We start from the raw sequence: 22,041 nt of genomic DNA on the forward strand, positions 1-22,041 counted from the left end.
AGCAATCTTAGTGTCAGGCCTGGCCCCTACCGGCCAGGCACCTTCTGGTCCGGTTGCTGCGGCGTCCTCCCGTGCAGGCTCAGTGCCAGTTTGGGGCAGAGGAAGACGGCCTCCTGGGCGGCTTCCCGGTCGGCTTCCCGCAGGGGCACGTCCGTGCGTTCGCGGCCCGCCTTGCCGCGGGCCACGGGATACCCCCAGTCGTCCCGGTCCAGCACGCCGGGAAGAAGTTCGGTGCACAGGCCCCGGCCGTCACAGCTGGTCCAGTCGATGTGCAGGTACGTCGTCATGCCGCTGCGCCTCCCGGACCCGTGCAGTATCCGGAAAGGTGGGCCCGGAAGTCCGGGGCAAACACCTCAAGGGCGCTGCTGACCAGTCCGGTGGTTCCCTCCGGATGCCGGCATGCGCCGCGGCCGGAAACCAGCCGCCCCAGGCGGTCCAGCTCGGAGGCCAAGCGGGGATTGCGTTCCCCTCCGCCAATCCTGTTCAGGACGGATGCCATGGCCGGCAGGCCGAACATGCATGGCCCGCATTGCCGGGCGGACTGGTTGGCCAGGTAGCTGACAATCCGGGCCGTCGCCTGGATGCCGCAGTCCTGGAGGTCCAGGGCATGGATCACTCCTGCACCCGGCCGGGCGGTCCGGTCCGGCGGTCCCGCGGGCGAGATGGCGTGTGCCCCGGGACGTACCCACCGGCCGTGGTAGCCGCCCACCAGGACGGCGGACAAGGAGGCAGGATCCATCCCCGCTTCCTTCAGGACCGCAGAAAGTTGCACGCCGCCGGGCACCTCCAGCACCACATCCCGGACCGGGGCGGGGCCGGACACGGACACCAGCCGGGTGCCGGGATCCGTTGCGGTGCCGGCCTGGCGGAACCACTGCGCCCCGTAGCGTGCGATCAGGGCAACCTGGGCCAGGGTTTCGACATTGGCCACCAGGGTGGGGCGGCCGTTGAGTCCCGACTCGCTGAGGCGCCCGCGCTGGTCCGTGGGCACGGCGGCACCGTTGGCAATCATGTTGACCACCGCGCTTGACTCCCCGGAGATGAACGTTTCGGGTGACTCCACCAGGCGGATCTTCGCGGCCCCCGGGCGCTCTTTGAGCGCCTGCCGCATGCGGGGCAGACTGGCCGCCGGCGCGTAGACGTACATGCCGGCGCCGCCCAGGGCAGCGGCCAGGACCAACAGTCCGTCAATGACGAGATGGGGCGCATGGGCCAGGAGCGTCCGGTCCTTGAAGCTGAGCGGTTCGCCTTCGGCGCCGTTGGCGATCACCACAGGTTTGGCGGAAAACAAACCCTTCCTGCCCGGGCCGACGGCCGCCGTGGCCTTGCGCCAGGTTTCGAAGGCGGCTCCACCCCGGCCAGTCAGTCCGGCCACTACCAGCGCCTCCAGCAGGCCGCCCGCGGCAGGCTGCGGCTCCCAGGGCCCGAAGGTGTCCAGGTGCTGGGCCCACCCTGCGTCGGGGCCTGCGGCCAGGAGGCGCGGCTCCTGGTGGCTGCTGTCCCGGGATGCCGGCCGGTGACCGCTGTTGTGGGGGTCATCGTGGCCCTTCCGGGACACCTGCGGCTGGATCCCGGGGGCCACCTGGGGGTGGATGTCACGGCTCACGGGAGGTTTCCTTGCCTGGCATGCGAGGTCTCGAGGAAGGACGGGCTCAGCCGCCACAGCAGGGCCGCGGCAACAGCCACCGCGGACGCCACAGCCAGCAGGAGGAACCAGCCGCTTGAGGCGTCGGTGCCGTTGCCGAGGGCGTGCGCCATTGCCACCGGCCACACGCCGTAGCTGAGCCAGTGGACGGCCTTGAAGCTGCGCAGCCCGATCCGGTGGCGCAGCAGCCCCGTCACCACCACAGCCAGGACAAGGTCCAGGGCCACCGTCCCCAGCCCCTGCCAGAACGGCTGGAAAGAACCAAGGAACGGCACCACGATGTCCACCGGGTTCAATTTTGCGTAGGAGTCAAGAAGCAGGGAGCCCACGTGCAGCCCCAGGAAGACCGTGGCGAGCAGGGAGATGTTCCGGTGCAGGAGGCTGATGGAAAACCGGGGCAGCACCATGAACGGCCGGCCGGACCGGTTCAGGATCCCCAGCAGTACGGATCCGGTGAACAGGGCAAGGGACACAAACCCACTGACGCGGCCAAAGGCCCACATCGCTTCATCCATGGCGGACACCCCCACCGGCCGTGAAGCTTCCAGCGCTGGTGCCTGCAGCGTTTGCGGCAGGGTGGCAGCCACCGGCCGGCCAGCCACCGGTGGTTGTCACCCTGCCTCTGCTGTCCACGAGCCGGGCCGGGATCCCTTCGGCCCGGAACCATTCCAGGGCCGCGAAGCCGCGGACTATGGCAGCAGTACTGAACGCGTTGGCTTGCAGGCAGGTAAGGGCCGCCACGGTCACCGAACGCCAAACTGTTTCGGCCGGGAGGCCAAAGCGGGGGTCAAGGATGTGGTGGACGGTCGTCCCTTCGTGCGTCCAGCGGCGCTTTTGGGTACTGGACGTAGCCAGGGCATATCCCGGCGCCAAAGAGATTTGTTGGGCTGGGTCTGCGGGAAGGTCCTGAACCAGGATCTGCCACTGGCCCGGGTTCCCTTCCACCGTGGGTCCCGGCCCTGCGGACGCAAGGTCGCCGCCCAGGCCCACGAGGACCCCGCAGCCCAGCTTCCGGTGCACCTCGGCGGCGGCAAGATCCGCGGCGACAGCCTTGGCTGACGCACCCAGGTCGAGGCGCAGGTCAGCCGGTACGGTCAGCTTGGCCGAATCGAGTGTTACCCGGGACCATCCCGGGAGCCTGGGAGCAGGGGCGGGCGGCAACGGGACGTGCGGCGACGGCGCGGGCAGCGCCGGCACGCTGTGCAGCCCGGGCAGGCCCTGCATCCCCGGGCCGTGGCCCAGGGCTGCCAGGTCTGCCCCGAGCGTGGGATCCACATCGCCGCCGGTCATCTCCGCCACGTCCAGGGCGCGTTCCAGGAGCAGCCGGAACAGTGGGCTTACGCTGACGCCCGACGCCATTCGCGGCTGGAGCCGCACCAGTTCAGAATCACCGCGGAAACGGCTGCAGGCGAGGTCGACGGCGGCCACCACGCCGCGGACAATGGCTTCCGCCGCGGCAAGCCTGCCGGGATCGGTAACGGTCACGGATGCGTCCAACTGCCAGACTGTCCAGGTGGATTGCGCTGTGGTTTCCGGAGTTGCTGTGGCTTCCGGAGTTATGGTGTCGACGGAGGCTGCTGCGCCGCCGGTGGTGGTGGAACCAGCAACCCCGGTACCGGAAACATCTACGCTGTCCACGTCAGGACCCTGAGGACCTGCCATGGACGGTGCCGCCGTTCCCGGGCTGGACCGGACTGGTGCTGCCGTTATTGCCATAGCTCTTGGAGCGGCGCGTGCTGTTGTCTTTGCGGGTTCCGTAGTCGTCGCCGTCAGAGCGGGAAGAACCGGATTTGGGCGTGCTCCCCTGGGTGCTCTTGTCCTGCGTGCTCTTGTCCTGGGTGCTCTTGTCCTGGGTGCTGCTGTCCTGGGTGTGGGTGGTCCTGGCTATCACGGACGGCGTTGCAGCATAGACGGCAGCCGCCGCCACGCCGGCAGCGGCGAAACTGCCAACGCCCACGGCCGCGGTAATCCCGGTGGCGAGGCGCTTGCCCCTGCTGCGAGTACTCATGACCTGCTCCCGATCCTAGCGGCCCGTCTTTCCTCCCATGGTGCGCTTCATTCCTGTGTAGATCCTTTAAGGAAGCTGTTGATCCGGCCGATGTCCAGGGGCGGTCTTCACGGGCGGTTCACCAGAGCGAGGGCAGGCTCCCCACCAAACGCTCGTACATGGCCAGGGCGGACCCGTCGGTGAGGGACGCCACCTGGTCGATGATCACGCGAAGGCGGGCGCCGTCGTCGTCCGCCGCCCGCCAGTCCGCAGCGAACATCGGCTCCAGATGCCGGTCCCCCGTGGCGCTGAGGGCTGTCACCAGGGCGTGCAGCACCTCGCGCTGGCGCTCATAGATGGGCTGCCGGTGTTCGGTGGTCATCACGAAGGTGGTGGCAAGGCCCTTCATCACCGCGATTTCCATGACGGTCTCGTCCGGGACCATGAGTTCGGCGTTGTAGCGCGTGAGGTTCTCCGGCCCGTAAACGGCCCGGGTGGTTTCCAGGGCGCTCTGGCAGAACCTGCCGATCAGCTGGCTGGTCATGTTCTTCAGGGCAGCCATGGACTTGCGGCTTCCATCCGCCTCGCGGACCCAGACGTCCGTGGCTTCGAGCCGTCCCAGGGCGGCGTCGATGGCGGCGGGGTCGTTGTGCGGGAGATACCACTGCTTGGCGTACCCCACCACCCGGGCGCGGTGGTCCGGGTTGTCCATCCAGCGCAGCTGGAAGTGGCCGGCAACGATCGCGTCCTCCACGTCGTGCACCGAGTAGGAGATGTCGTCGGCCAGGTCCATCACCTGGGCTTCCAGGCAGGTCCGGCGTTCCGGGGCGCCCTCGCGGATCCAGTTGAAGATGGGCAGGTCGTCCTCGTACGCGCCGAACTTGCTGGTGCGCTGGCCGTGGATCACCGGCGCTTCCAGCGCGGACCACGGGTATTTCGACGCCGCGTCAAGGCTGGCGCGGGTGAGGTTCAGTCCGGCAGGCCGGCCGTCAGCAGTGAGCACCTTGGGTTCGAGCCGGGTGAGCAGGCGGAGGGTCTGGGCGTTGCCCTCGAAACCGCCGATGGCATGGGCCACCTCGTTCAGCGCCGATTCGCCGTTGTGGCCGAAGGGCGGGTGGCCCAGGTCGTGGCTGAGGCAGGCGGTGTCCACCACGTCCGGATCGCAGCCCAGGGCACGGCCCAATTCGCGGCCTACCTGCGCCACTTCCAGGCTGTGCGTGAGGCGGGTGCGGACAAAGTCGTCGGTGTCCGGTGCCACCACCTGGGTTTTGGCGCCCAGCCTGCGCAGGGCCGAGGAATGCAGCACCCGGGCGCGGTCCCGCTCAAAGTCGGACCGGTAGGTGCTCTTCGGCGGCTCCTCAAACCAGCGGGCAGAATCGTGCGTGTCGTACCCGGGAAGCGCCAGGGCGGCGGTGGGGGTTCCTGCCGTCGGTGTTTCAGCCACCGGAAACATCCAGTTCTGCGGCGGAAATATCCCGGGACTGATCATCGTTCAGGGCCCGGGAGTCCAGCCAGTCCTTGGGCAGGGCAGGCCTCTTGGGTGAGCCGGCGCGGCCGCGCGGGCCCTCGGCGTCCACCCCCGGATAGGGCGAATCCAGATCCAGCTCGGCCAGGGTGTCCCGGAGCACCTCCAGGCTGGTGACCAGGGCCAGCCGGGTGCGCAGTTCCCCGCCCACCACGTAGCCCTTGAAGTACCAGGCGATGTGCTTGCGGATCTCGCGCAGCGCCTTCCCTTCATCGCCGAAGGTTTCCACCATCAGTTCTGCATGGCGGTAGACGCCCTCTGCCACCTGCCGCAGGTTGGGCCGGTGGCGGACGTCGCTGCCTTCGAAAGCGGCCTGCAGGTCGCCGAAGAGCCACGGCCGGCCCTGGCAGCCGCGGCCCACGACTACGCCGTCCACGCCGGTTTCGCGGACCATCCGGACGGCGTCCTCCGCGGACCAGATATCGCCGTTGCCCAGCACCGGGATGTCGGGCAGGGCCTCACGGAGCCGGGCGATGGCGGACCAGTCGGCCTTGCCTGAGTAGAACTGGGCGGCGGTGCGCCCGTGGAGGGCGACGGCGGCAACGCCGGAATCGCGGGCGATGCGGCCGGCGTCGAGGTACGTCAGGTGGTCATCGTCGATGCCCTTGCGCATCTTGATGGTCAGTGGAACGTTGCCTTTGGAGGCTTCCCTGACGGCGGTCTGCACGATCGAGGTGAAAAGGTCGGTCTTCCAGGGCAGGGCGGAGCCGCCGCCGCGCCGGGTCACCTTGGGAACGGGGCAGCCAAAGTTGAGGTCGATGTGGTCCGCTCTGTCTTCCTCCACCAGCATCCGGACGGCGGCGCCGACGGTGACGGGGTCCACGCCGTACAGCTGGACGGACCGGACCTTTTCGTCCTCGTCATGCGAGATGATGCGGAGGGATTCGGGTGTCCGCTCCACCAGCGCGCGGGAGGTGACCATCTCCGCCACGTACATGCCGCCGCCGTACTCACGGCAGAGCCTGCGGAAGGCGGAGTTGGTGATGCCGGCCATCGGGGCCAGGATCACCGGGGTGTCAACCGTGATGGGTCCCAGCTTCAGGGGCGGGAGTTCCAGCTTGGGGGCGGGGGGAGTTGCTGCAACAGTCACCTGTCCATTGTTGCAAAGCCGGGCAAATCGGCCATTCCCGCCAGTGCCAGTGGCCCGTCGCAGGTTTTGGGCAACCGGATTTCCAGGCTGGCCGACGCCCAGCAGCACGCGGCAGCAAAGCAGCCCGCTGAAAGGCCGTCCGTCGTAAGGCTGTTCAGCCGCGGTCGGCCCGGCGGCCCCGCCGGGTGGCGGGTTCGTGCACTTGTTCGTTCACTTGTTCGTGCGGGGGTTCGACGGCGGCGCGCCGGCTGCGCTGCTCGAGCGCGGCAGCGGCGAGCGCCCCGGTGTCCGCAACGCCGTCCGCGGGGCTGTGCCCGCCGTCGTTCTTTCCGTCTCCTGCTGCAATGTCCTGCGCCTCAGTGTCCTGTGACCCGGCAACCGCAGGAGCGGCGTCCGCGGCCCTGATGCCGGTTGCCTTGACTACGAGCACGGCGATCAGGGTGGTGACGGGGATGGCCAGGACCAGCCCGATCGATCCCACAAGGGTCCGGATGACTTCCTCGGACAGTTCGGCGCTGGTGAGGGTGTCCAGCAGCGGCCGGTCGTAGAGCATGACGATGATGAGGATGGGCAGTGCGGCGCCGGCGTAGGCGAAGGCGATGGTGTACACGGTGGAGGCGATGTGGTCGCGGCCGATCCGCATGGCGGAGGTGAACAGCTTCCGCGCACTGCTGGCCGGTGCCAGTTCGTAGAGCTCCCACACCGCGGAGGACTGGGTGATGGTGACGTCGTTGAGGACACCCAGGCCGGAGATGATGAGTCCGCAAAGGATCACCCCCGAGATGGAGATGTTGGCCGAGGTGTTCACCAGAGTGGCGGCGTCGTGGCTGCCCACTCCGGCAAGGTTGGCGGCGTCGGTGGCCCAGGCTGCCAGCAGCGCGGTGATGGCCAGGCCGAAGATGGTGCCCAGGAGTGCGGTGGATGTGCGCGCGGAGAATCCGTGCGCGAAATACAGCACCCCGATCATGATCACGGTGGAACCCACCAGGGCCAGCAGCAGCGGCGGTTTGCCTTCCACCAGGCCTGGAAGCAGGAAGTTGGCCAGCACGAAATAGGCGCCCACCAGCCCGATCAGGGCCCGGAGGCCGCGCCACCTGGCGACCGCGATGACCACCGCGGCGTAGAGCACGGCGAGCAGGACAATCGGCAGCGTGCGGACGAAGTCCACGAAGATGTAGGCCGGTGAGCCCTGCGAGCCCGTGGCGCCCTGGACCTTGGAGAGATTCAGGTACCGGATCTGGTCCCCGGGCTTGACCCCGTGCGAGGAGGCCACATCCGGGTTGATGACCACCTTCACCGGGCTGCCGCCCTTGTCCGGCTCCGTGAAGGCGAAGGTGCAGTCCGAGCCCTGTCCCGGCGGCTGCTGTGTGGTGCCCTGTTGGCCCGTGCCCTGTTGACCTGTCCCCTGTTGGCTGGTGCCCTGTTGACCCGTCCCCTGCTGGCTGGTGCCCTGCATGCAGTTTTCGGTCACCACGTTCTGGATGGTGCCCGTATCGAAGGTCACCCCGGGGGCTGTGGAGTACGGGTTGGCGAGCGAGACACCTTCCCTGCTGCCCGACGGCCACAATGCGGCCATCCCGGCCAGGGTCAGCAGCGCCAGCGGAATGAGCACCGCGGCAAGGATACGGTTCGCCTTGCTGCGGGCAGCCATCGCCTGGGGCGTCGGCTCCGAATGATCCAAGGAAGCATGGGAGTGACCGGCGCCCATCAGCAGTACAACCTCATGGTTGAACTCTACGTGGGCCGCCTTAGGGTTTATAAATGGACCATCGGGATGGGGAGGAACCAGGCATGGGCAACCGTGGTACGCATGGGCCAGGCGTTCAAGGGGCAGGAGTTCAAGGCGAAGGTGACGCCGGCGGGGTGCAGGCCGGGCAGGCGCCGGTGGTTCCCGGCCACCAGCCTGTACTGAGCGTCCTTGAAGCATCCGGCGACACCAAGGGCGTGGTCCTGGTCCTGCACGGCGGCAAGGCCCACAGCCGCGATCCGGTGGAGGCCCGGCACCTGAGCCCGGCCAGGATGGTCCCCTTCGCCAGGCACCTGCACCGCGCCGGCCGGAAACACGGGCTGGCCGTCTGGTCACTGCGCAACAGCGTCCGCGGCTGGAACGGGCCTGACATGTCGCCGTTGCAGGATGCCCGCTGGGCGCTGGGGAAGATTTCCGAACGCCACCCCGACGTTCCGGTCTTCCTGCTGGGCCACTCCATGGGCGGCCTGACAGCCGTGTGCGCAGCGGACCACGCCCAGGTTGAGGCCGTTGTGGCGCTTGCCCCGTGGCTGAGCCCGCAGACTCCCGCAGCCAGTGTCGCCGGAAGGAAAGTCCTGATCATCCACGGCACCACCGACCACATGACCAGCCCCTCCCAGTCCCTTGCCTTCGCCCGCCGGGCCTCGGCCGACGCCGCGAGCATGCAGTACGTGGCCCTCAAAGGCGTGGGGCACTTCATGCTCCGTAAGATCCGGGTGTGGCAGACACTCGCCACCGGGTTCGTCATCAAGTCCTTTGCCGAGAGCACGGGCGCCGCAGTCCGGCCGTCGCCTGCCTTCACCCGGCTGCTGCCGGACTCATCCGCCCAGGTCACCCTCTAGGCAGTTTCCCATGCCCTGGCGTCCACCAACCAACGACCGCTTCTACCGGCTGATCGTCCGGACCGGGCAGTTCCTGCGCTGGGCGCTGCGGCTGGACATCCACGCAACCGGCCTGGAACACCTGCCCGAAAAGGGACCCACCAGGGGGCCCTCGCGGCTGGTGGCCCCCGGCAAGGGGGCGGTGTTCGCCGTCACGCATTTCGGCTACCTGGATTTTGCCGTGCTGGAGCTGCTCCTGTGGCGGCACGCCCGTGCCCAGCTGCGGTTCCTGGTCCACCAGGGCGCGGCAGACCATTGGCTTGCCGGCCCCGCCATCAGCGCCAGCGGCCACGTGGTGGTGGGATATACGGACCGTTCGGACGCCTATGACGCCGCGGTGGCCAAGCTGCGCGACGGCGAGTACCTTGCCGTGTTCCCGGAAGCGGGGGTCAGCCGCAGTTTTACCGTACGCGAGTGCCGCACTGGGGCTGTCCGGATGGCTGCGGAGGCCGGCGTCCCGGTGATTCCGGTGTCCGTCTGGGGCGCCCACCGGGTGTTGACCCGCGGCCACGGCTTTTCCCTGCGCCGCAGCTGGCGGGCGCCGGTACGGGTGCACGTGGCCGAACCGGTGGTCTATCCGCCTGACGTTGACGTTGAAGCGGCCACGGAAGCACTGCGCCGGACACTGCAGTCAGGGATCGACCAGTGCATCGACGGGTTTCCCCTCCGACCGGAATCCGGCGCGTGGTGGATGCCCGCGCACCTGGGAGGCAGCGCGCCGACCGACGCCGTGCGGCAACTCCTGGACGCAGCAGACGCCGCCGCGGGCCGCCGTCGGGCTCCCCGCCGAAGGCAGGCCCCGCAACGGACGGCCCGTTCCCCCAAGTGACCCGCACGCAACGTTGAGGGCCTGTGTGGGCGTCCAACGGGGGCCGCCTGGGGGCAGGCAGGCAGTTCCTTAGTCCGAGACCACCAGGGTTTCGGACCCCGCCAACCGTGCCTTGCCGCTTTCCAGCAGGGGCTCGACGGCGGCGCGCAGGGCGGCCATGGAGTCGTCCAGTTCCAGCATGACCGGGTGCTGGTACGCGATCAGGGCAAGCATGTCCCGGACCGCCTCTGCGGCATCGTCGGCGTCCAGCGAAGGCTCGTGCCCCACGAACACGTCGGTGGGCGTATCCGAACCTGAGCCCGCAGCCGCGTCAGCATGGGGTGCGGCGTCCGGGTCTGCCGGGGCCGCGTAGCTCACCGCGAAGGCACGGATGCGGCCCTTTTTGGTCGGCGCCACGCCTGAGCCGAACGCGGACTCCGGCTGCGCCCGCAGGACGATGGCACCGTGGGCCCCGGTGAGCTCGTCCAGGAACAGCTTCTGCACCTGCCCCACGGACAGGACGCCGGGCGAGTCCCACCCGTGGATGGAGGTGTAGTACCGGCCCACCACGTCGGTCAGCTCCACGGAGCCGGTGGCAAGGTCCATCACCACGTCCGAGCCGGCGTTCTCGCCGCTGGCCGCGCCGCCGTCGTCCTTGGCGGGGAACACCGGAAGCCGCAGGGCGCCCGGCTCCACCACCACAAGGCGGGAACGCTGGATGGGTGCCAGCCCAAACGCCTCGGCAAAGGCCGCCCCCGCGGTGCCGGGCTCCACCTTGGCGCGCAGCCTGGTGACCCCCGACGGCGCGTGTTCGGCCTCGCGCCGCAGCATGGTCAGGAGGCTCGCCCCGATGCCCGCGCGGCGGTGGTCGCGGGCCACCTCGATGTAGCACCAGAGGCGTTCCGGGTGCAGGGAGGCCTCATAGACGACGCCGGCCGCCACCGGAATGCCCACGCCGTCAATGACGTCCTCGGCCACGACGCAGCGGCGCCACGGGGAGCCGTCCCTCCCGTTGGAGGACACGGCCAGGGCCCCGCGGAACTGGCGGGCCTGGGCGGTATCCGGGTCGCCCCAGATTTCCAGGAGCGCCAGGTCGTCGCCGTCCCGCCATTCGCGGTATTCGATGGCCATGCTCAGGCCCCGATCAGCCGTGCCGCCAGGTAGCCCTCCACCTTGTCCAGGGAGACCCGCTCCTGGCTCATGGTGTCCCGCTCGCGGATGGTGACGGCCTGGTCCTCCAGCGTGTCGAAGTCCACGGTGATGCAGAACGGGGTGCCGATCTCGTCCTGGCGGCGGTAGCGGCGGCCGATGGCGCCGGCGTCGTCGAAGTCGATGTTCCAGTTCTTCCGCAGCTGCGCGCCGAGGTCCTTGGCCTTCGGGGACAGGTCCTCGTTGCGGCTCAGCGGCAGCACGGCGGCCTTGACCGGGGCCAGGCGCGGGTCCAGCTTCAGGACGGTGCGCACGTCCACGCCGCCCTTGGCGTTGGGGGCCTCGTCCTCGGTGTAGGCGTCCACCAGGAAGGCCATGAAGGAGCGCGTGAGCCCGGCCGCAGGCTCGATCACGTATGGGGTGTAGCGCTCGTTGGTGGCCTGGTTGAAGTAGCTCAGGTCCTGGCCGGAGGCCTTCGAGTGCGTGGTGAGGTCGAAGTCGGTGCGGTTGGCGATGCCTTCGAGTTCGCCCCATTCCGAGCCCTGGAAGCCAAAGCGGTATTCGATGTCCGTGGTGCCCTTGGAGTAGTGGCTCAGCTTCTCTTTCGGGTGCTCAAAGAAGCGCAGGTTTTCCTCGCGGATGCCCAGGCCGGTGTACCAGGCCATGCGCTCCTTCATCCAGTACTGGTGCCATTCCTCATCGGTGCCGGGCTCGACGAAGAACTCCATTTCCATCTGTTCGAATTCACGGGTGCGGAAGATGAAGTTGCCGGGCGTGATCTCGTTGCGGAAGGACTTGCCGATCTGGCCGATGCCGAACGGGGGCTTCTTCCGGGAGGTGGTGAGGACGTTGTTGAAGTTCACGAAGATGCCCTGGGCGGTTTCCGGGCGGAGGTAGTGCAGGCCTTCCTCGCTGGCCACGGGGCCCAGGTAGGTCTTGAGCAGGCCGGAGAACTCCTGCGGTTCGGTCCACTGGCCGCGGGTGCCGCAGTTGGCGCAGGCAATGTCCTTCAGGCCGTTCTCGGCCGGCCGGCCCTTCTTTTCCTCGTATTCTTCCTCGAGGTGGTCGGCGCGGTAGCGCTTGTGGCAGGAGAGGCATTCCACCAGGGGGTCGGAGAAGACCTCCACGTGGCCGGAGGCTTCCCATACCTGGCGGGGCAGGATGACGGATGAGTCCAGGCCCACCACGTCTTCGCGGCCGCGGACCATGGACTGCCACCACTGGCGCTTGATGTTTTCCTTCAGCTCCGCACCCAGGGGGCCGTAGTCCCAGGCAGAGCGCGAGCCGCCGTAGATCTCACCGGCCTGGAACACGAAGCCCCTCCGCTTGGAGAGGGAAATGACCTGGTCGAGGACGGACTTTGCTGCCATGGGGTAACTCCAATTTCTACAGGGCCGCTGGGTGCGGTCCGCGGGTTGTCAGGCCCCGGCCGCCGTATGCCTGGAGGCACAGTGGGCAGGGTGCCGGGGCGAATGAAGGAAGATCGTTGAAAAGCTCGTGTCCTAGCGTACCGGCCGCTGCCTGCGGAGCGCGCCCCGCGGCCACGGCAGAGTTGCCAGGATGATCGCGGCGAGGGTCAGCAGGGTCCCGAGGACGGTGGCCGGGGCGACGACGGTGCCCGGGGCGGGCAGCGCCAGGTCCAGGGCCAGCGAGCCGAGCAGCTGGCCGGCAATCATGCCCAGCCCGGTGACCAGTACGCCAAGGCTGCGGACCAGGAGGGCGCCGAGCCCAATGAAGACGCAGCCCATGGGACCGCCCAGGTAGTACCACCATTCGGACGGCAGCGGGTTGGCTGGGCCGGCCACCGCCAGCTTCACCGCCAGCGCTGTCCAGAGCACGATGCAGCCGGCCACGAAGTTGACCAGGGTGGCCGCGATCGGTGTGCCGTAGTGGACGGTGGCGGTGCCGTTCATGGCCTGCTGGAAGCTCATCAGGAAGCCAGCCGCCACAGGCAGCAGGATGGGAAGCAGCAGGGAGGACGGACCACCGTCGGTTCCGCCGGCCCCCGCGCCGCTGAACCGGGGCGAAACCGCCCAGGCGACGGCGGCGATAGTGAGGACGCAGCCAATGATGCGGATGCCGGTGACGGATTTCTTCCCGGCCGGCCCGATTCCCAGGCGGTCCACCAGCAGGCCGCTCACGGTCTGCCCGGTGACCGTGGCCACGGTGAAGAGTGCCACGCCCAGGATGCCCACCGTGAACGACTGGGCAAAAACGAACAGCGCGCCGATGGCACCGGCCACCACGTAGATACGTGGAAAGGCGCGTTTGCGGACCGCGGGAAGGATGCCGGCCAGCCCCGCCCGCCCGCGCGGCAGGACCAGCGAAATCACTATCATGACCAGCAGGCCTGTGCTGAAACTCACGGCCGCCGCTGCGATGCCGTCACCGAGGCGGGCGCCCAGGGCCCCGTTGATTCGCCCCTGGACTGGGATGGCAAGGCCGGAACCCACGGCCAGGGGCAGGCCTGCGAGCACCGGCAGGCGGGAAGGGGAGGTCATTGAATCCACCTTAGTTCAGGCATTATTGCTCTATGAGCAACCCCATTGACGACGTCCCCATCCGCGACAGCATGATCCGGCTGGGCCAGCTGCTGAAGCTCGCCAACCTCGTGGAGGACGGCGTGGAGGCGGCGGAGCTCATCAAGAACGGGCTGGTCAAGGTCAACGGCGAAATCGACGACCGCCGCGGCCGCCAGCTGCACAACGGCGACGTTGTCACGGTGAACGGACAGAGCGTCCGGGTAGTGGCGCCGGAGGCCTGACTAACAGCGGCGGCTGCTTCGCCGTGCCCGCCGTGGTACGCCTACTTGTTCAGCACCTCGTGCGTGAGGAACTCCCCCACGTGCCCGATCTCCTGCTGGTTGATCCCGTGCCACATGCCGGTGTAGAGCACCTTGGTGAGCTTGACGTGCTTGCGGACCCAGCCCATGGTGTACTCGATCTTGTCCTGGGTGATCACCGGATCCTGCTGGTCCCGGCCCCAGAACATGGGCACGGTGCCGTCCAGCTCATCGTCCCTGAACGAAGGGTCGCCGGCTGCGTCCACCACGAAACCGGACAGTCCGACGACGGCAGCGAAGTCCGTGGGCCGCTGCCGCAGGAGCGTGGTTGCCATGGCCATGCCCATGGAGAAGCCGAGCAGGGTCACCGACGGATGCCCCACCCGGATGGTGTCGATCCACTCCAGTACGTACGCCGAGGCCTTCTTGACCCGCTCCAGCGAGTACTCGATGGAGGCCGTGAGCGGGAACCAAGTGAAGCCGGGGCCCGTGGCGATCGGCGCACGCACGGACGCGACGGCGAAGTCCCCGGGCAGCAGGTCGGCCAGGCTGAGCAGGTCCCGCTCATTGGCGCCGTAGCCGTGGAGGAGCACCAGCAGCGGCTTGCCGTCGCGCTGGTCCTCCGGATGGGACCACAGGACAACGGGGGCAGGAAATACTTCGGCTTCAGTCATGGTTTCCATTCATATCAGTTACCCACAAGTAACAACCTACGTTCGCGTAGGCAGTGAAGCGGAAGGCAGGATAGGACCGTGACTGACGCAAGTGACATCAAGGCCCCGTCCGCGCACCCGGGATCCCACCCGTGGACCCGTTACGTGGCGATGGGCGATTCCTTCACCGAGGGCATCGGCGACCCCGAACCCGCGAGCCCCGGCGGCCACCGCGGCTGGGCCGACAGGGTGGCCGAGGAGCTGGGCAGGACCCAGCCTGACTTCGCCTACGCCAACCTGGCCGTCCGCGGCCGCCTGCTGCAGCAGATCGTTGACCAGCAGCTGGCGCCTGCCCTGGAGCTGAAGCCGGACCTGGTAACCCTGTCGGCGGGCGGCAACGACCTCATCCGCCCGGGCGGCGACCCGGACGTGCTGGCCGAAAAGCTCGATTCCGTGGTCCAGATCCTGTCCCTGGGTGGTGCCACGGTGGTCCTGTTCAACGGACCTGACACCGGCTCGTCAGTGCTCGGCAGGATCCGCAGCAAGGTGGCCATCTACAACGAGAACCTGCGGACGGTGGCAACGCGGCACGACGCCATCATCGCGGACATGTGGTCGCTGCGGCAGTTGAGCGATCCGCAGATGTGGGACCAGGACCGGCTGCACTTCTCCCCGCTGGGGCACCACACCATAGCGGCCATGGTGCTGGACGCGCTCAACGTTGAGCATTCCCTGGAGCCGCTGCAGCCCAAGCCCCTGCCGCCCCGGACCTGGCGCGAGGCCAGGAGCGGGGACCTGGTGTGGGCGCGCGAATACTTCGTGCCGTGGGTGCTGCGGCGGCTGCGCCGCCAGTCCTCCGGGGACGGCATCACGGCAAAGCGGCCGACGCCGGGCCCCGTCTTCGGTCCGGGCGTTCCCTTGGGTGCCGGTGAGGGCCCGTTGGGAACGTCGGAGCCCAGCCGCCGGTAAGGCCGCCCGGGGTTAGGCTGGAAGGACAACACTCGAGAGGCGCGGCACCGTGAGCAGCTTGTTTTTCTGGATTATCGTCCTGTCCTTCGTCGTCCCCATGGCCATGCGGATGTACCGGCGGTCCGTGGCACGGCGGGACCGGGACCAGTCGTTGCCCGGGCGCTTCCCTGAACAGTTCCCGGGGCAACACGGACAAGACGGGTATCCCGGCCCCGGCCAGTACCCGGGACCGGGCCAGTATCCAGGCTCGGCCGGGCCGCAGAGCAACCAGCCCCGCGACGGCTATACCCAGCAGGACTACTTCTCCGGCGGCTTCCGCAGTATCCAGCGGCCGCAGCCCCTGGGCGACCCGCAGCCGTTGCCCCACCAGTACGGCCAGCAGCCTCTGCCGGACCCCGGCTACGGTCCCCCGCAGGGACAGGGATTTGGTCAGCCAGGCTTTGGCCAGCCCGGCTTTGATCAGCAGGGGTCTCAGCAGCCGCGTCCCGGAGAGCCGACGCCGGGACAGTCCCCAGCGCCGGCCACTCCCCCGCCGCCGGCAGCACCGCAAGGGTACCGCGCCCGCAAGCTCGCGGAACTGGACCAGCAGTACACCAACGGTGAGCTGTCCATGGAGGACTACATGAAGCGGCGCAGCGACATCATGAACGGCTAGTAACAGGAGCGCCACCGGGCCTGCCCGGTGGCGCTCCTTTATGCGTTCAGTGCTCCTGTCAAGCTCAGTGGACCTGCGGGAAGCCCAGGTCAATCACCGAGGTGGAGGGATCCGGCCAGCGCGTGGTCACCACCTTGCCCCGGGTGTAGAACCGGATGCTGTCCGGGCCGTACATGTGGGTGTCGCCGAACAGCGAGTTCTTCCAGCCGCCGAACGAGAACGTGCCTACCGGCACCGGAATTGGCACGTTGACGCCCACCATGCCTGCCTCGACGTCGAACTCGAACTGCCGGGCCGCCCCGCCGTCACGGGTGAAGATGGCCGTGCCGTTGCCGAACTCGTTGTCGTTGACCAGCTTCACGGCGTCGCCGTAGGTATCGACGCGGACCACGGACAGGACCGGGCCGAAGATCTCGTCGTCGTACACCTTCATGCCCGGCTTGACGTGGTCCACCAGGCTGACGCCGATGAAGAATCCGTTTGAATCGAACTGCTGCGAGCGCCCGTCCACAACCACGGATGCGCCTTCATTTTCGGCCCCCGCCACATAGGAGGCCACGCGGTCCCGGTGCTCCGCGGTGATCAAGGGGCCCATCTGGGACGCGGGGTCCGTTCCCGGGCCGATCTTCAAACCCGCCATGCGGCTGGAGATTGCCTTCACCAGGTCGTCCGCGATGTTGCCCACGGCCACCAGGACGCTGACGGCCATGCAGCGTTCGCCGGCTGACCCGTAGGCGGCCGAAACCGCAGCGTCGGCAGCCATGTCCAGGTCGGCGTCGGGAAGCACCACCATGTGGTTCTTGGCACCGCCCAGTGCCTGCACCCGCTTGCCGTGTTCTGCCGCCCGCTTGTAGATCGACTGGGCAACGGGAGTGGAGCCGACAAAACTCACGGCTTTGACGTCCGGGTGCTCCAGCAGGACATCCACGGCTTCCTTGTCACCGTGGACCACGTTCAGCACCCCGGCCGGCAGGCCCGCTTCGGCGAAGGCCTCCGCGATGAAGACGGCGGCCGACGGGTCCTTCTCGCTGGGCTTCAGCAGCACGGTGTTGCCGCAGGCCAGGGCACTGCCGATCATCCACAGCGGCACCATGGCCGGAAAGTTGAACGGCGTAATGCAGGCTACGACGCCCACCGGCTGGCGGACGGAGTGCACGTCCACCCCGGTGGAGACCTGCTCGGACCGCTCGCCCTTGAGCATGTGGGACAGGCCGGTGGCGAAATCGATGTTCTCCAGGCCGCGGGCGATTTCGCCCTCTGCGTCGGAGAGGACCTTCCCGTGCTCGCTGGTGAGGATGGCTGCGAGCTCTGGCTTCCGCTGGGTCAGGATTTCGCGGACCCGGAAGAAGATGCCGGTCCGCCGGGCCAGGCTGGTGGCCCGCCAGGCCGGCAGCGCGGAACGGGCAGCCGCGATGGCTTCCTCTGTCCGTGCCGCCGAGGCAAGCGCCACCTGCTTCTCCTGTTCACCGGTGGCGGGATTGAACACCGGGCCGAAGCGATCTGCGTCGCTGACGCGGGTGCCGTTGATGTAGTGCGGGATGGTTTCCACGGGGAGTCTCTTTTCCTGCGTTGCGTGGTGCGGGCTAGTTGGCGGACGGCGCCGGGTTGGCGGGTTCGAGTGAGCCGTCCACGAGCTTGATGATCATGGAGCAGTCCTTGCCGGCGTCACCGGCGTCAATAAGCCGCTGGAACAGCTGCTGGACGTGCCTGCCGATCTCCAGGGGCGTGCCGGTATCCTCGGCTGCGCTGATGGCCAGCCCAATGTCCTTGTTCGCCAGCTCTGTGGTGAAGGTGGGCGCGAAGCCGTTGTTCGAGGCTGCGGTAGGAACCACGCCGGGCACCGGGTACCAGGTCCGCAGTGCCCACGAGTCGCCCGAGGAGACAGAGGCAATGTTCCAGAAGACCTGCTTGTCCAGGCCCAGCCGGTCGGCGAGCACAGCGCCCTCCGCGGTGGAGGCCAGGTTGATGAAAAGCATCAGGTTGTTGCAGATCTTGGCCGCCTGCCCCGTGGTGGGGCCGCCCGTGGGGATGATGTTGGCGGCCATGGGGCCGATGTAGCCCGTGGCGTCCGCCACGGCCCCCTCTTCGCCGCCAACCATGAAAGTAAGCGTTCCCGCTTCCGCCCCGCTCATTCCACCCGACACCGGCGCGTCCACGAAGCTGAAGCCAGCGGCAGCAGCGGCGTCGTGCAGTTCCTGGGCGGAGGCGACGTCGATAGTCGAGGAGTCAATCAGCAGCGTCCGGGTGTCCGCGTGCGCCAGCACGCCGTCCCCGCCGAGATACACCGCACGGGCATGTTCGCCCTTGGGCAGCATGGTGAACACGGCGTCCGCACCATCCACCGCTTCGGCGATGCTGGCGGTCCGCTTGACGCCGCCTGCTTCAGCGGCTGCCAGGGCTGCCGGGTTGAGGTCGAAACCGCGCACATCATGCCCGGCTTTCGCCAGGTTTACGGACATGTGGCCGCCCATGTTGCCCAGGCCAATCCAACCGATAACTGCCACGAGTAAGCTCCTTTGCTTCCATTCCAGCCGTACTGCCGGCATGTCTGTGTCAACGATCACACCCTGCTAGAGTGCAATCAAGGGGAAAAATCACAGAGGCCATGTGCATTGCTGCACATCGAAGGAAGGACCGGAGTGGACCTGAGACGGTTGCCAAGCCCCGACGACCTGCTCATCCTGCTCACCGTTGCCCGCCTGGGCCGGTTCAACGCGGTAGCCGAGACGCTGGGAACAACCCACACCACCATCTCCCGCCGCATCCTCGCCCTGGACAGGCAACTGGGCGGCCGGACTTTGGAACGCAGCCCGCAGGGTTGGGAGCTGACGCAGCTCGGTGCCGCGGCCGTGGAAGCGGCAGAGGCGATCGAAGGTACCCTTGGCTCGCTGTCCGGCCTGATCAGCCAGGACCAAAGCACCCTCGCCGGCCTGGTCCGCGTCGCCACGACGGACGGCGTGGGGGCAGTGTTCGTCACCCCGTCGCTGGTGCGGCTCCAGCAGCAAAACCCGCAGCTGAACATCGAAATGCTCAGCGCCACCCGGAAAGTCAGCCAGAACCGGTCGGGCGTGGACCTGGAGATCGTGGTGGGCCGGGCGGACGTCACCACCGCGCAGACAATCTTCCTGAGCAACTACTACCTGCGCCTCTACGCAAGCTCAGCGTATGCCGCCCGGCATGGCCTGCCGGAAACGCTCGACGACGTGGGGCAGCACGGGTTTGTGTCCTACGTCGAGTCCGCACTCCAGGTGGCGGAGCTGGGGCCGCGCTGGTCCTCGCAGCTTCCGCTGCCCAGGACGAGCTTCCAGGCCACCAGCGTGTTCGCCCAGGTGGAGGCGGTACGGCAGGGTGCAGGCATTGGGCTGCTGCCCAACTTCATGGTGGCGGGCTGCGGGGACTTCGTGCCCGTCCTGGCGGCCGACTTTGAGCGCCAGCTCCCCATCTGGGCCGTTGCCCGCCCGGAGTCGCTCCGGTCCGCACCGGTCCAGGCAGTGATTGCGGCACTCAAGGCGGAAATGAAGGAGCGCTCCGGGGTGCTGGCGGGGTAAGCGCTGTTCTTGCGGACCCAGGCCCCCGCACAAGTCAGGCCTGGAACAGCCGCCTTACCACCTGCCCGGATGCCAGCGCATCCAGGCCCTCATTGATCTCGCTGAGCGGCCGGGTGTCAGTATGCAGCAGCTCAACCGGCAGCCTGCCTTCGCGCCAGAACGCCAGGTACTGCGGAATGTCGCGCGCCGGCACGGCATCCCCCATGTAGGAGCCCAGCAGCCGTTTTCCCGCCCCGGCAAACTGCAGGGCCGGCACCGTCAACTGGGCGGACGGATGGGGCAGGCCCACCGACACCACGGCGCCTCCCCGCGTCACCTGCTCCAGGCAGGAGGCGATAACGCCTGCTGATCCCACCGCTTCAATGGCAACGTCCACACCGTCCCCGGACGCTTCCGCGATCAGCCGTGCCGCGTCCTCCGGCGTTCCCACCGATGTGGCGCCGGCGTCGCGGGCCAGCTGGTGCTTGCCTTGGTTTGGATCGATGGCAATGACGTCGGCGGCTCCAGCGAGGCGCGCTGCCATGACGGCTGACAGGCCCACGGCTCCGAGGCCGAACACCGCTACGGACTGCCCCGGACTGACAGCCGCGGTATTCAACACTGCACCCATTCCGGTGAGCACGGCGCAACCAAACATCGCGGCAACCGTGTCCGGGACGTCGTCGTCGATCACCACCACCGATTCCCTTGCCACCACTGCGTAATCGGCGAAGGCCGAGACGCCAAGGTGGTGGTTGATCCGTTCCCCTGCCGGAGTCCGCAGCAGTGCCGGCCCGCGCAGCAGGTCGCCGGAGCCATTGACCTCTGCTGCACGGTGGCAGAGGGCCGGCCGGCCGGCCAGGCACGCACGGCACCCGCCACAGCTCGGCACGAAGACCAGCACCACATGGTCGCCCACGGACACGTCGGACACGCCGGCCCCCACGGACACCACCCGACCCACCGCCTCGTGGCCCAAGGCCATGGGCAGCGGCCGGACGCGGGAACCGTCCACCACCGAGAGGTCCGAGTGGCAGAGGCTGGAGTACGTGATGGCAACACCAAGCTCACCGGCGCGGGGCTCCGGCTGCTCCAGTTCCTGCACCAGCAGCGGAGCGGCCTCGGAGTAGGTCTGCTTCCCGTTGCCGGCCCCCGTGGTGGGGGCGGCGGGAACGGTGGAGTACAGGACGGCGGCTTTCACGGATCCTGCTACTTCTTGCGGGCGGCAAGGAGGTCGGCGGTGCCCTGGGCGTCGGCGGCGTCCACGTCGTGCAGCGAGATGCCGCGGGTTTCCTTCAGGAAGTAGACCGCGACGGCGGTAATGGCGCAGGCGATCAGCAGGTAGACCGCCACGGGGACGGAGGACTTGTAGGCGCCCAGGAGCGAGGCAGCGATGATCGGGGCCAGGGATCCTGCAACGATCGACGTCACCTGGTAGCCCAGGGAAACCCCGGAGTAGCGCATCCGGGTGGGGAACATTTCCGCCATGATGGCAGGCTGCCCGGCGTACATGAAGGCGTGGAACACCAGGCCGATCATGATGGCGGCCAGGATGATGGCATCGTTCTTGGTGTCCATCATGGGGAAGGCGAAGAAGCCCCAGGTGGCCCCCATGATGGCGCCGGCCATGTAGACGGGCCTGCGGCCAAACCGGTCCGACAGCTTGCCGACCATGGGCACGACGGCGAAGTGCAGGGCGTGGGCAAGGAGCAGCAGGAGGAGGATACGGGTGGTGTCGGCCTGGACCACGGTTTTCAGGTAGGTGATGGAGAACGTGACCACGAGGTAGTACAGGATGTTTTCCGCCAGGCGCAGGCCCATGGCGGTGAAGACGCCGCGGGGGTAGCGCCGGAATACCTCAGCGACGCCGTAGCCCTTGTGGCCGGCTTCGACCTCCTTGCGGGCTTCGAGGAAGATCGGTGCGTCATTGACCTTGGTGCGGATGTAGTAACCGATCAGGACGATCACCGCGGACAGCCAGAACGCTACGCGCCAGCCCCACCCCAGGAAGGCGTCCTGGGTCAACGTGGAGGACAGGGTGAACAAGACGGCGGTGGCAAGCAGGTTTCCCAGCGGCACTGCCGACTGTGGCCAGCTGGCCCAGAAACCGCGGGATTTGCTGGGGCTGTGTTCGGCCACGAGGAGGACGGCGCCGCCCCACTCGCCGCCAACGGCAAAGCCCTGGGCGAACCGGAGGACCACCAGCAGTGCGGGAGCCCAGTAGCCGATCTGCTGGAACGTGGGCAGGCAGCCCATGAGGAAGGTGGAGACGCCTACCAGGATGATGCTCAGCTGCAGCAGCTTCTTGCGTCCGAACTTGTCGCCGAAGTGGCCAAAGACGATGCCGCCGATGGGGCGCGCCACGAAACCGACGGCATAAGTGAGGAAGGCGGCGATGATGCCATCCAGTTCTGTGCCGGCGTTGGGGAAGAAGGCCTTTCCGAACACCAGGGTGGCAGCCGAGGCGTAGAGGAAGAACTCGTACCACTCAACAACGGTTCCGGCCATGGAGGCCGTAACCACTTTCTTAAGGCCTGAAGCCTTGACGTCGGTTTCCTCTGTGCGCCTTGCGGCGGAGCTTTCCGTACTCATGCGAACTCCTTCGGCGTCGTCGTCGACACCA

The 22,041-nt window shown here is 67.9% G+C and carries 23 protein-coding genes; 7 read left to right on the plus strand and 16 right to left on the minus strand.

Annotation, left to right across the window (positions count from 1 at the left end):
- Positions 1 to 26 precede the first annotated feature (26 nt).
- The 8 genes from FB478_RS10490 to FB478_RS10525 all read right to left on the minus strand — a co-directional run bounded on the left by FB478_RS10490 (position 27) and on the right by FB478_RS10525 (position 7,955).
- The gene (locus tag FB478_RS10490; protein ID WP_018771640.1) at positions 27 to 287 is read right to left on the minus strand and encodes a ferredoxin; all 261 of its coding nucleotides are present in this window, start codon (positions 285 to 287) and stop codon (positions 27 to 29) included.
- Positions 284 to 1,606 carry an NADH-ubiquinone oxidoreductase-F iron-sulfur binding region domain-containing protein gene (locus tag FB478_RS10495; protein ID WP_144600377.1) on the minus strand — a complete coding sequence of 441 codons (1,323 nt, stop codon included), beginning with the start codon at positions 1,604 to 1,606 and terminating at the stop codon, positions 284 to 286. Before FB478_RS10495 ends, FB478_RS10490 begins: the two co-directional genes overlap by 4 nt.
- Positions 1,603 to 2,160, minus strand: a complete 558-nt coding sequence (locus FB478_RS10500; RefSeq protein WP_223994590.1) for a ferric reductase-like transmembrane domain-containing protein — start codon at positions 2,158 to 2,160, stop codon at positions 1,603 to 1,605. The genes FB478_RS10495 and FB478_RS10500 overlap by 4 nt, the downstream gene beginning before the upstream one ends.
- Complete coding sequence (locus FB478_RS10505; RefSeq protein WP_144600380.1) at positions 2,153 to 3,283, minus strand: FAD:protein FMN transferase; 1,131 nt, start codon at positions 3,281 to 3,283, stop codon at positions 2,153 to 2,155. The genes FB478_RS10500 and FB478_RS10505 overlap by 8 nt, the downstream gene beginning before the upstream one ends.
- Before the next feature lies 1 nt (position 3,284).
- Positions 3,285 to 3,653 carry a hypothetical protein gene (locus tag FB478_RS10510; RefSeq protein ID WP_018771636.1) on the minus strand — a complete coding sequence of 123 codons (369 nt, stop codon included), beginning with the start codon at positions 3,651 to 3,653 and terminating at the stop codon, positions 3,285 to 3,287.
- 118 nt (positions 3,654 to 3,771) lie between these two features.
- A complete protein-coding gene (locus FB478_RS10515) occupies positions 3,772 to 5,085 on the minus strand; it encodes a deoxyguanosinetriphosphate triphosphohydrolase (RefSeq protein ID WP_051081449.1) in 1,314 nt (437 codons plus the stop codon).
- On the minus strand, positions 5,069 to 6,247 hold the full coding sequence (gene dusB, locus FB478_RS10520) for a tRNA dihydrouridine synthase DusB (protein ID WP_018771634.1): 1,179 nt from the start codon (positions 6,245 to 6,247) through the stop codon (positions 5,069 to 5,071). Before dusB ends, FB478_RS10515 begins: the two co-directional genes overlap by 17 nt.
- Positions 6,248 to 6,401: 154 nt before the next feature.
- On the minus strand, positions 6,402 to 7,955 hold the full coding sequence (locus FB478_RS10525) for a YibE/F family protein (RefSeq protein ID WP_235509763.1): 1,554 nt from the start codon (positions 7,953 to 7,955) through the stop codon (positions 6,402 to 6,404).
- Here FB478_RS10525 and FB478_RS21340 point away from each other — a divergent pair.
- Genes FB478_RS21340 through FB478_RS10535 form a run of 3 tightly spaced genes read left to right on the plus strand, consistent with a single transcriptional unit; the run spans position 7,941 to position 9,704 of the window.
- Positions 7,941 to 8,159, plus strand: coding sequence for a hypothetical protein (locus FB478_RS21340; protein ID WP_056390007.1), 219 nt, complete (start codon positions 7,941 to 7,943; stop codon positions 8,157 to 8,159). The genes FB478_RS10525 and FB478_RS21340 overlap by 15 nt on opposite strands.
- A complete protein-coding gene (locus FB478_RS10530) occupies positions 8,111 to 8,836 on the plus strand; it encodes an alpha/beta hydrolase (RefSeq protein ID WP_018771631.1) in 726 nt (241 codons plus the stop codon). The genes FB478_RS21340 and FB478_RS10530 overlap by 49 nt, the downstream gene beginning before the upstream one ends.
- 10 nt (positions 8,837 to 8,846) lie before the next feature.
- Entirely contained in the window at positions 8,847 to 9,704 is an 858-nt protein-coding gene (locus FB478_RS10535) for a 1-acyl-sn-glycerol-3-phosphate acyltransferase (RefSeq protein WP_144600382.1), read from the plus strand.
- 69 nt (positions 9,705 to 9,773) lie between these two features.
- Here FB478_RS10535 and FB478_RS10540 read toward each other — a convergent pair whose 3' ends face one another.
- From FB478_RS10540 to FB478_RS10550, 3 genes are all read right to left on the minus strand, one after another.
- Entirely contained in the window at positions 9,774 to 10,814 is a 1,041-nt protein-coding gene (locus FB478_RS10540) for a GNAT family N-acetyltransferase (protein ID WP_144600384.1), read from the minus strand.
- A gap of 2 nt (positions 10,815 to 10,816) precedes the next feature.
- The gene (locus FB478_RS10545; protein WP_018771628.1) at positions 10,817 to 12,202 is read right to left on the minus strand and encodes a glycine--tRNA ligase; all 1,386 of its coding nucleotides are present in this window, start codon (positions 12,200 to 12,202) and stop codon (positions 10,817 to 10,819) included.
- Positions 12,203 to 12,334: 132 nt separating this feature from the next.
- Positions 12,335 to 13,333: a DMT family transporter gene (locus FB478_RS10550; RefSeq protein WP_144600386.1), complete on the minus strand. Its 999-nt coding sequence runs from the start codon at positions 13,331 to 13,333 to the stop codon at positions 12,335 to 12,337.
- A gap of 32 nt (positions 13,334 to 13,365) precedes the next feature.
- Between FB478_RS10550 and FB478_RS10555 the strand changes: the two genes are divergently transcribed.
- Complete coding sequence (locus FB478_RS10555) at positions 13,366 to 13,596, plus strand: RNA-binding S4 domain-containing protein (RefSeq protein ID WP_144600388.1); 231 nt, start codon at positions 13,366 to 13,368, stop codon at positions 13,594 to 13,596.
- 41 nt (positions 13,597 to 13,637) lie between these two features.
- Here the strand turns inward: FB478_RS10555 and FB478_RS10560 are convergent, their stop codons facing one another.
- On the minus strand, positions 13,638 to 14,288 hold the full coding sequence (locus FB478_RS10560) for an alpha/beta hydrolase (protein ID WP_144600390.1): 651 nt from the start codon (positions 14,286 to 14,288) through the stop codon (positions 13,638 to 13,640).
- Positions 14,289 to 14,366: 78 nt separating this feature from the next.
- Here FB478_RS10560 and FB478_RS10565 point away from each other — a divergent pair, with 78 nt between their 5' ends.
- Both FB478_RS10565 and FB478_RS10570 read left to right on the plus strand, forming a co-directional pair.
- A complete protein-coding gene (locus FB478_RS10565) occupies positions 14,367 to 15,236 on the plus strand; it encodes an SGNH/GDSL hydrolase family protein (protein ID WP_018771624.1) in 870 nt (289 codons plus the stop codon).
- A 49-nt stretch (positions 15,237 to 15,285) separates the two neighbouring features.
- The gene (locus FB478_RS10570; protein WP_144600392.1) at positions 15,286 to 15,891 is read left to right on the plus strand and encodes a hypothetical protein; all 606 of its coding nucleotides are present in this window, start codon (positions 15,286 to 15,288) and stop codon (positions 15,889 to 15,891) included.
- A gap of 64 nt (positions 15,892 to 15,955) precedes the next feature.
- Here FB478_RS10570 and FB478_RS10575 read toward each other — a convergent pair whose 3' ends face one another.
- A complete protein-coding gene (locus FB478_RS10575) occupies positions 15,956 to 17,440 on the minus strand; it encodes a CoA-acylating methylmalonate-semialdehyde dehydrogenase (RefSeq protein ID WP_018771622.1) in 1,485 nt (494 codons plus the stop codon).
- Between the two features lie 34 nt (positions 17,441 to 17,474).
- Positions 17,475 to 18,395, minus strand: coding sequence for a 3-hydroxyisobutyrate dehydrogenase (gene mmsB / locus FB478_RS10580; protein WP_144600394.1), 921 nt, complete (start codon positions 18,393 to 18,395; stop codon positions 17,475 to 17,477).
- Positions 18,396 to 18,536: 141 nt separating this feature from the next.
- Between mmsB and FB478_RS10585 the strand changes: the two genes are divergently transcribed.
- On the plus strand, positions 18,537 to 19,439 hold the full coding sequence (locus tag FB478_RS10585; protein ID WP_026266127.1) for a LysR family transcriptional regulator: 903 nt from the start codon (positions 18,537 to 18,539) through the stop codon (positions 19,437 to 19,439).
- A 34-nt stretch (positions 19,440 to 19,473) separates the two neighbouring features.
- Here FB478_RS10585 and FB478_RS10590 read toward each other — a convergent pair whose 3' ends face one another.
- Positions 19,474 to 20,619 (minus strand): zinc-binding dehydrogenase, encoded by a 1,146-nt coding sequence (locus tag FB478_RS10590; RefSeq protein ID WP_144600397.1) that lies wholly within the window; start codon positions 20,617 to 20,619, stop codon positions 19,474 to 19,476.
- 8 nt (positions 20,620 to 20,627) lie between these two features.
- Entirely contained in the window at positions 20,628 to 22,010 is a 1,383-nt protein-coding gene (locus tag FB478_RS10595; protein ID WP_018771618.1) for an MFS transporter, read from the minus strand.
- Between the last annotated feature and the right edge of the window lie 31 nt (positions 22,011 to 22,041).

Origin of the sequence: Arthrobacter sp. AG367 (assembly GCF_007828995.1) — a bacterium.
Lineage (GTDB): Bacteria > Actinomycetota > Actinomycetes > Actinomycetales > Micrococcaceae > Arthrobacter.

Excerpts from the sequence above, each read along its gene's own strand:
- FB478_RS10515 (WP_051081449.1), bottom strand. The coding sequence starts at position 5,085 with ATGTTTCCGGTGGCTGAAACACCGACGGCAGGAACCCCCACCGCCGCC.
- FB478_RS10545 (WP_018771628.1), bottom strand. The coding sequence starts at position 12,202 with ATGGCAGCAAAGTCCGTCCTCGACCAGGTCATTTCCCTCTCCAAGCGG.
- FB478_RS10535 (WP_144600382.1), top strand. The coding sequence starts at position 8,847 with ATGCCCTGGCGTCCACCAACCAACGACCGCTTCTACCGGCTGATCGTC.
- FB478_RS10555 (WP_144600388.1), top strand. The coding sequence starts at position 13,366 with ATGAGCAACCCCATTGACGACGTCCCCATCCGCGACAGCATGATCCGG.
- FB478_RS10525 (WP_235509763.1), bottom strand. The coding sequence starts at position 7,955 with ATGGGCGCCGGTCACTCCCATGCTTCCTTGGATCATTCGGAGCCGACG.
- FB478_RS10510 (WP_018771636.1), bottom strand. The coding sequence starts at position 3,653 with ATGAGTACTCGCAGCAGGGGCAAGCGCCTCGCCACCGGGATTACCGCG.
- FB478_RS10595 (WP_018771618.1), bottom strand. The coding sequence starts at position 22,010 with ATGAGTACGGAAAGCTCCGCCGCAAGGCGCACAGAGGAAACCGACGTC.
- FB478_RS10540 (WP_144600384.1), bottom strand. The coding sequence starts at position 10,814 with ATGGCCATCGAATACCGCGAATGGCGGGACGGCGACGACCTGGCGCTC.
- FB478_RS10560 (WP_144600390.1), bottom strand. The coding sequence starts at position 14,288 with ATGACTGAAGCCGAAGTATTTCCTGCCCCCGTTGTCCTGTGGTCCCAT.
- FB478_RS10550 (WP_144600386.1), bottom strand. The coding sequence starts at position 13,333 with ATGACCTCCCCTTCCCGCCTGCCGGTGCTCGCAGGCCTGCCCCTGGCC.
- FB478_RS10500 (WP_223994590.1), bottom strand. The coding sequence starts at position 2,160 with ATGGATGAAGCGATGTGGGCCTTTGGCCGCGTCAGTGGGTTTGTGTCC.
- FB478_RS10490 (WP_018771640.1), bottom strand. The coding sequence starts at position 287 with ATGACGACGTACCTGCACATCGACTGGACCAGCTGTGACGGCCGGGGC.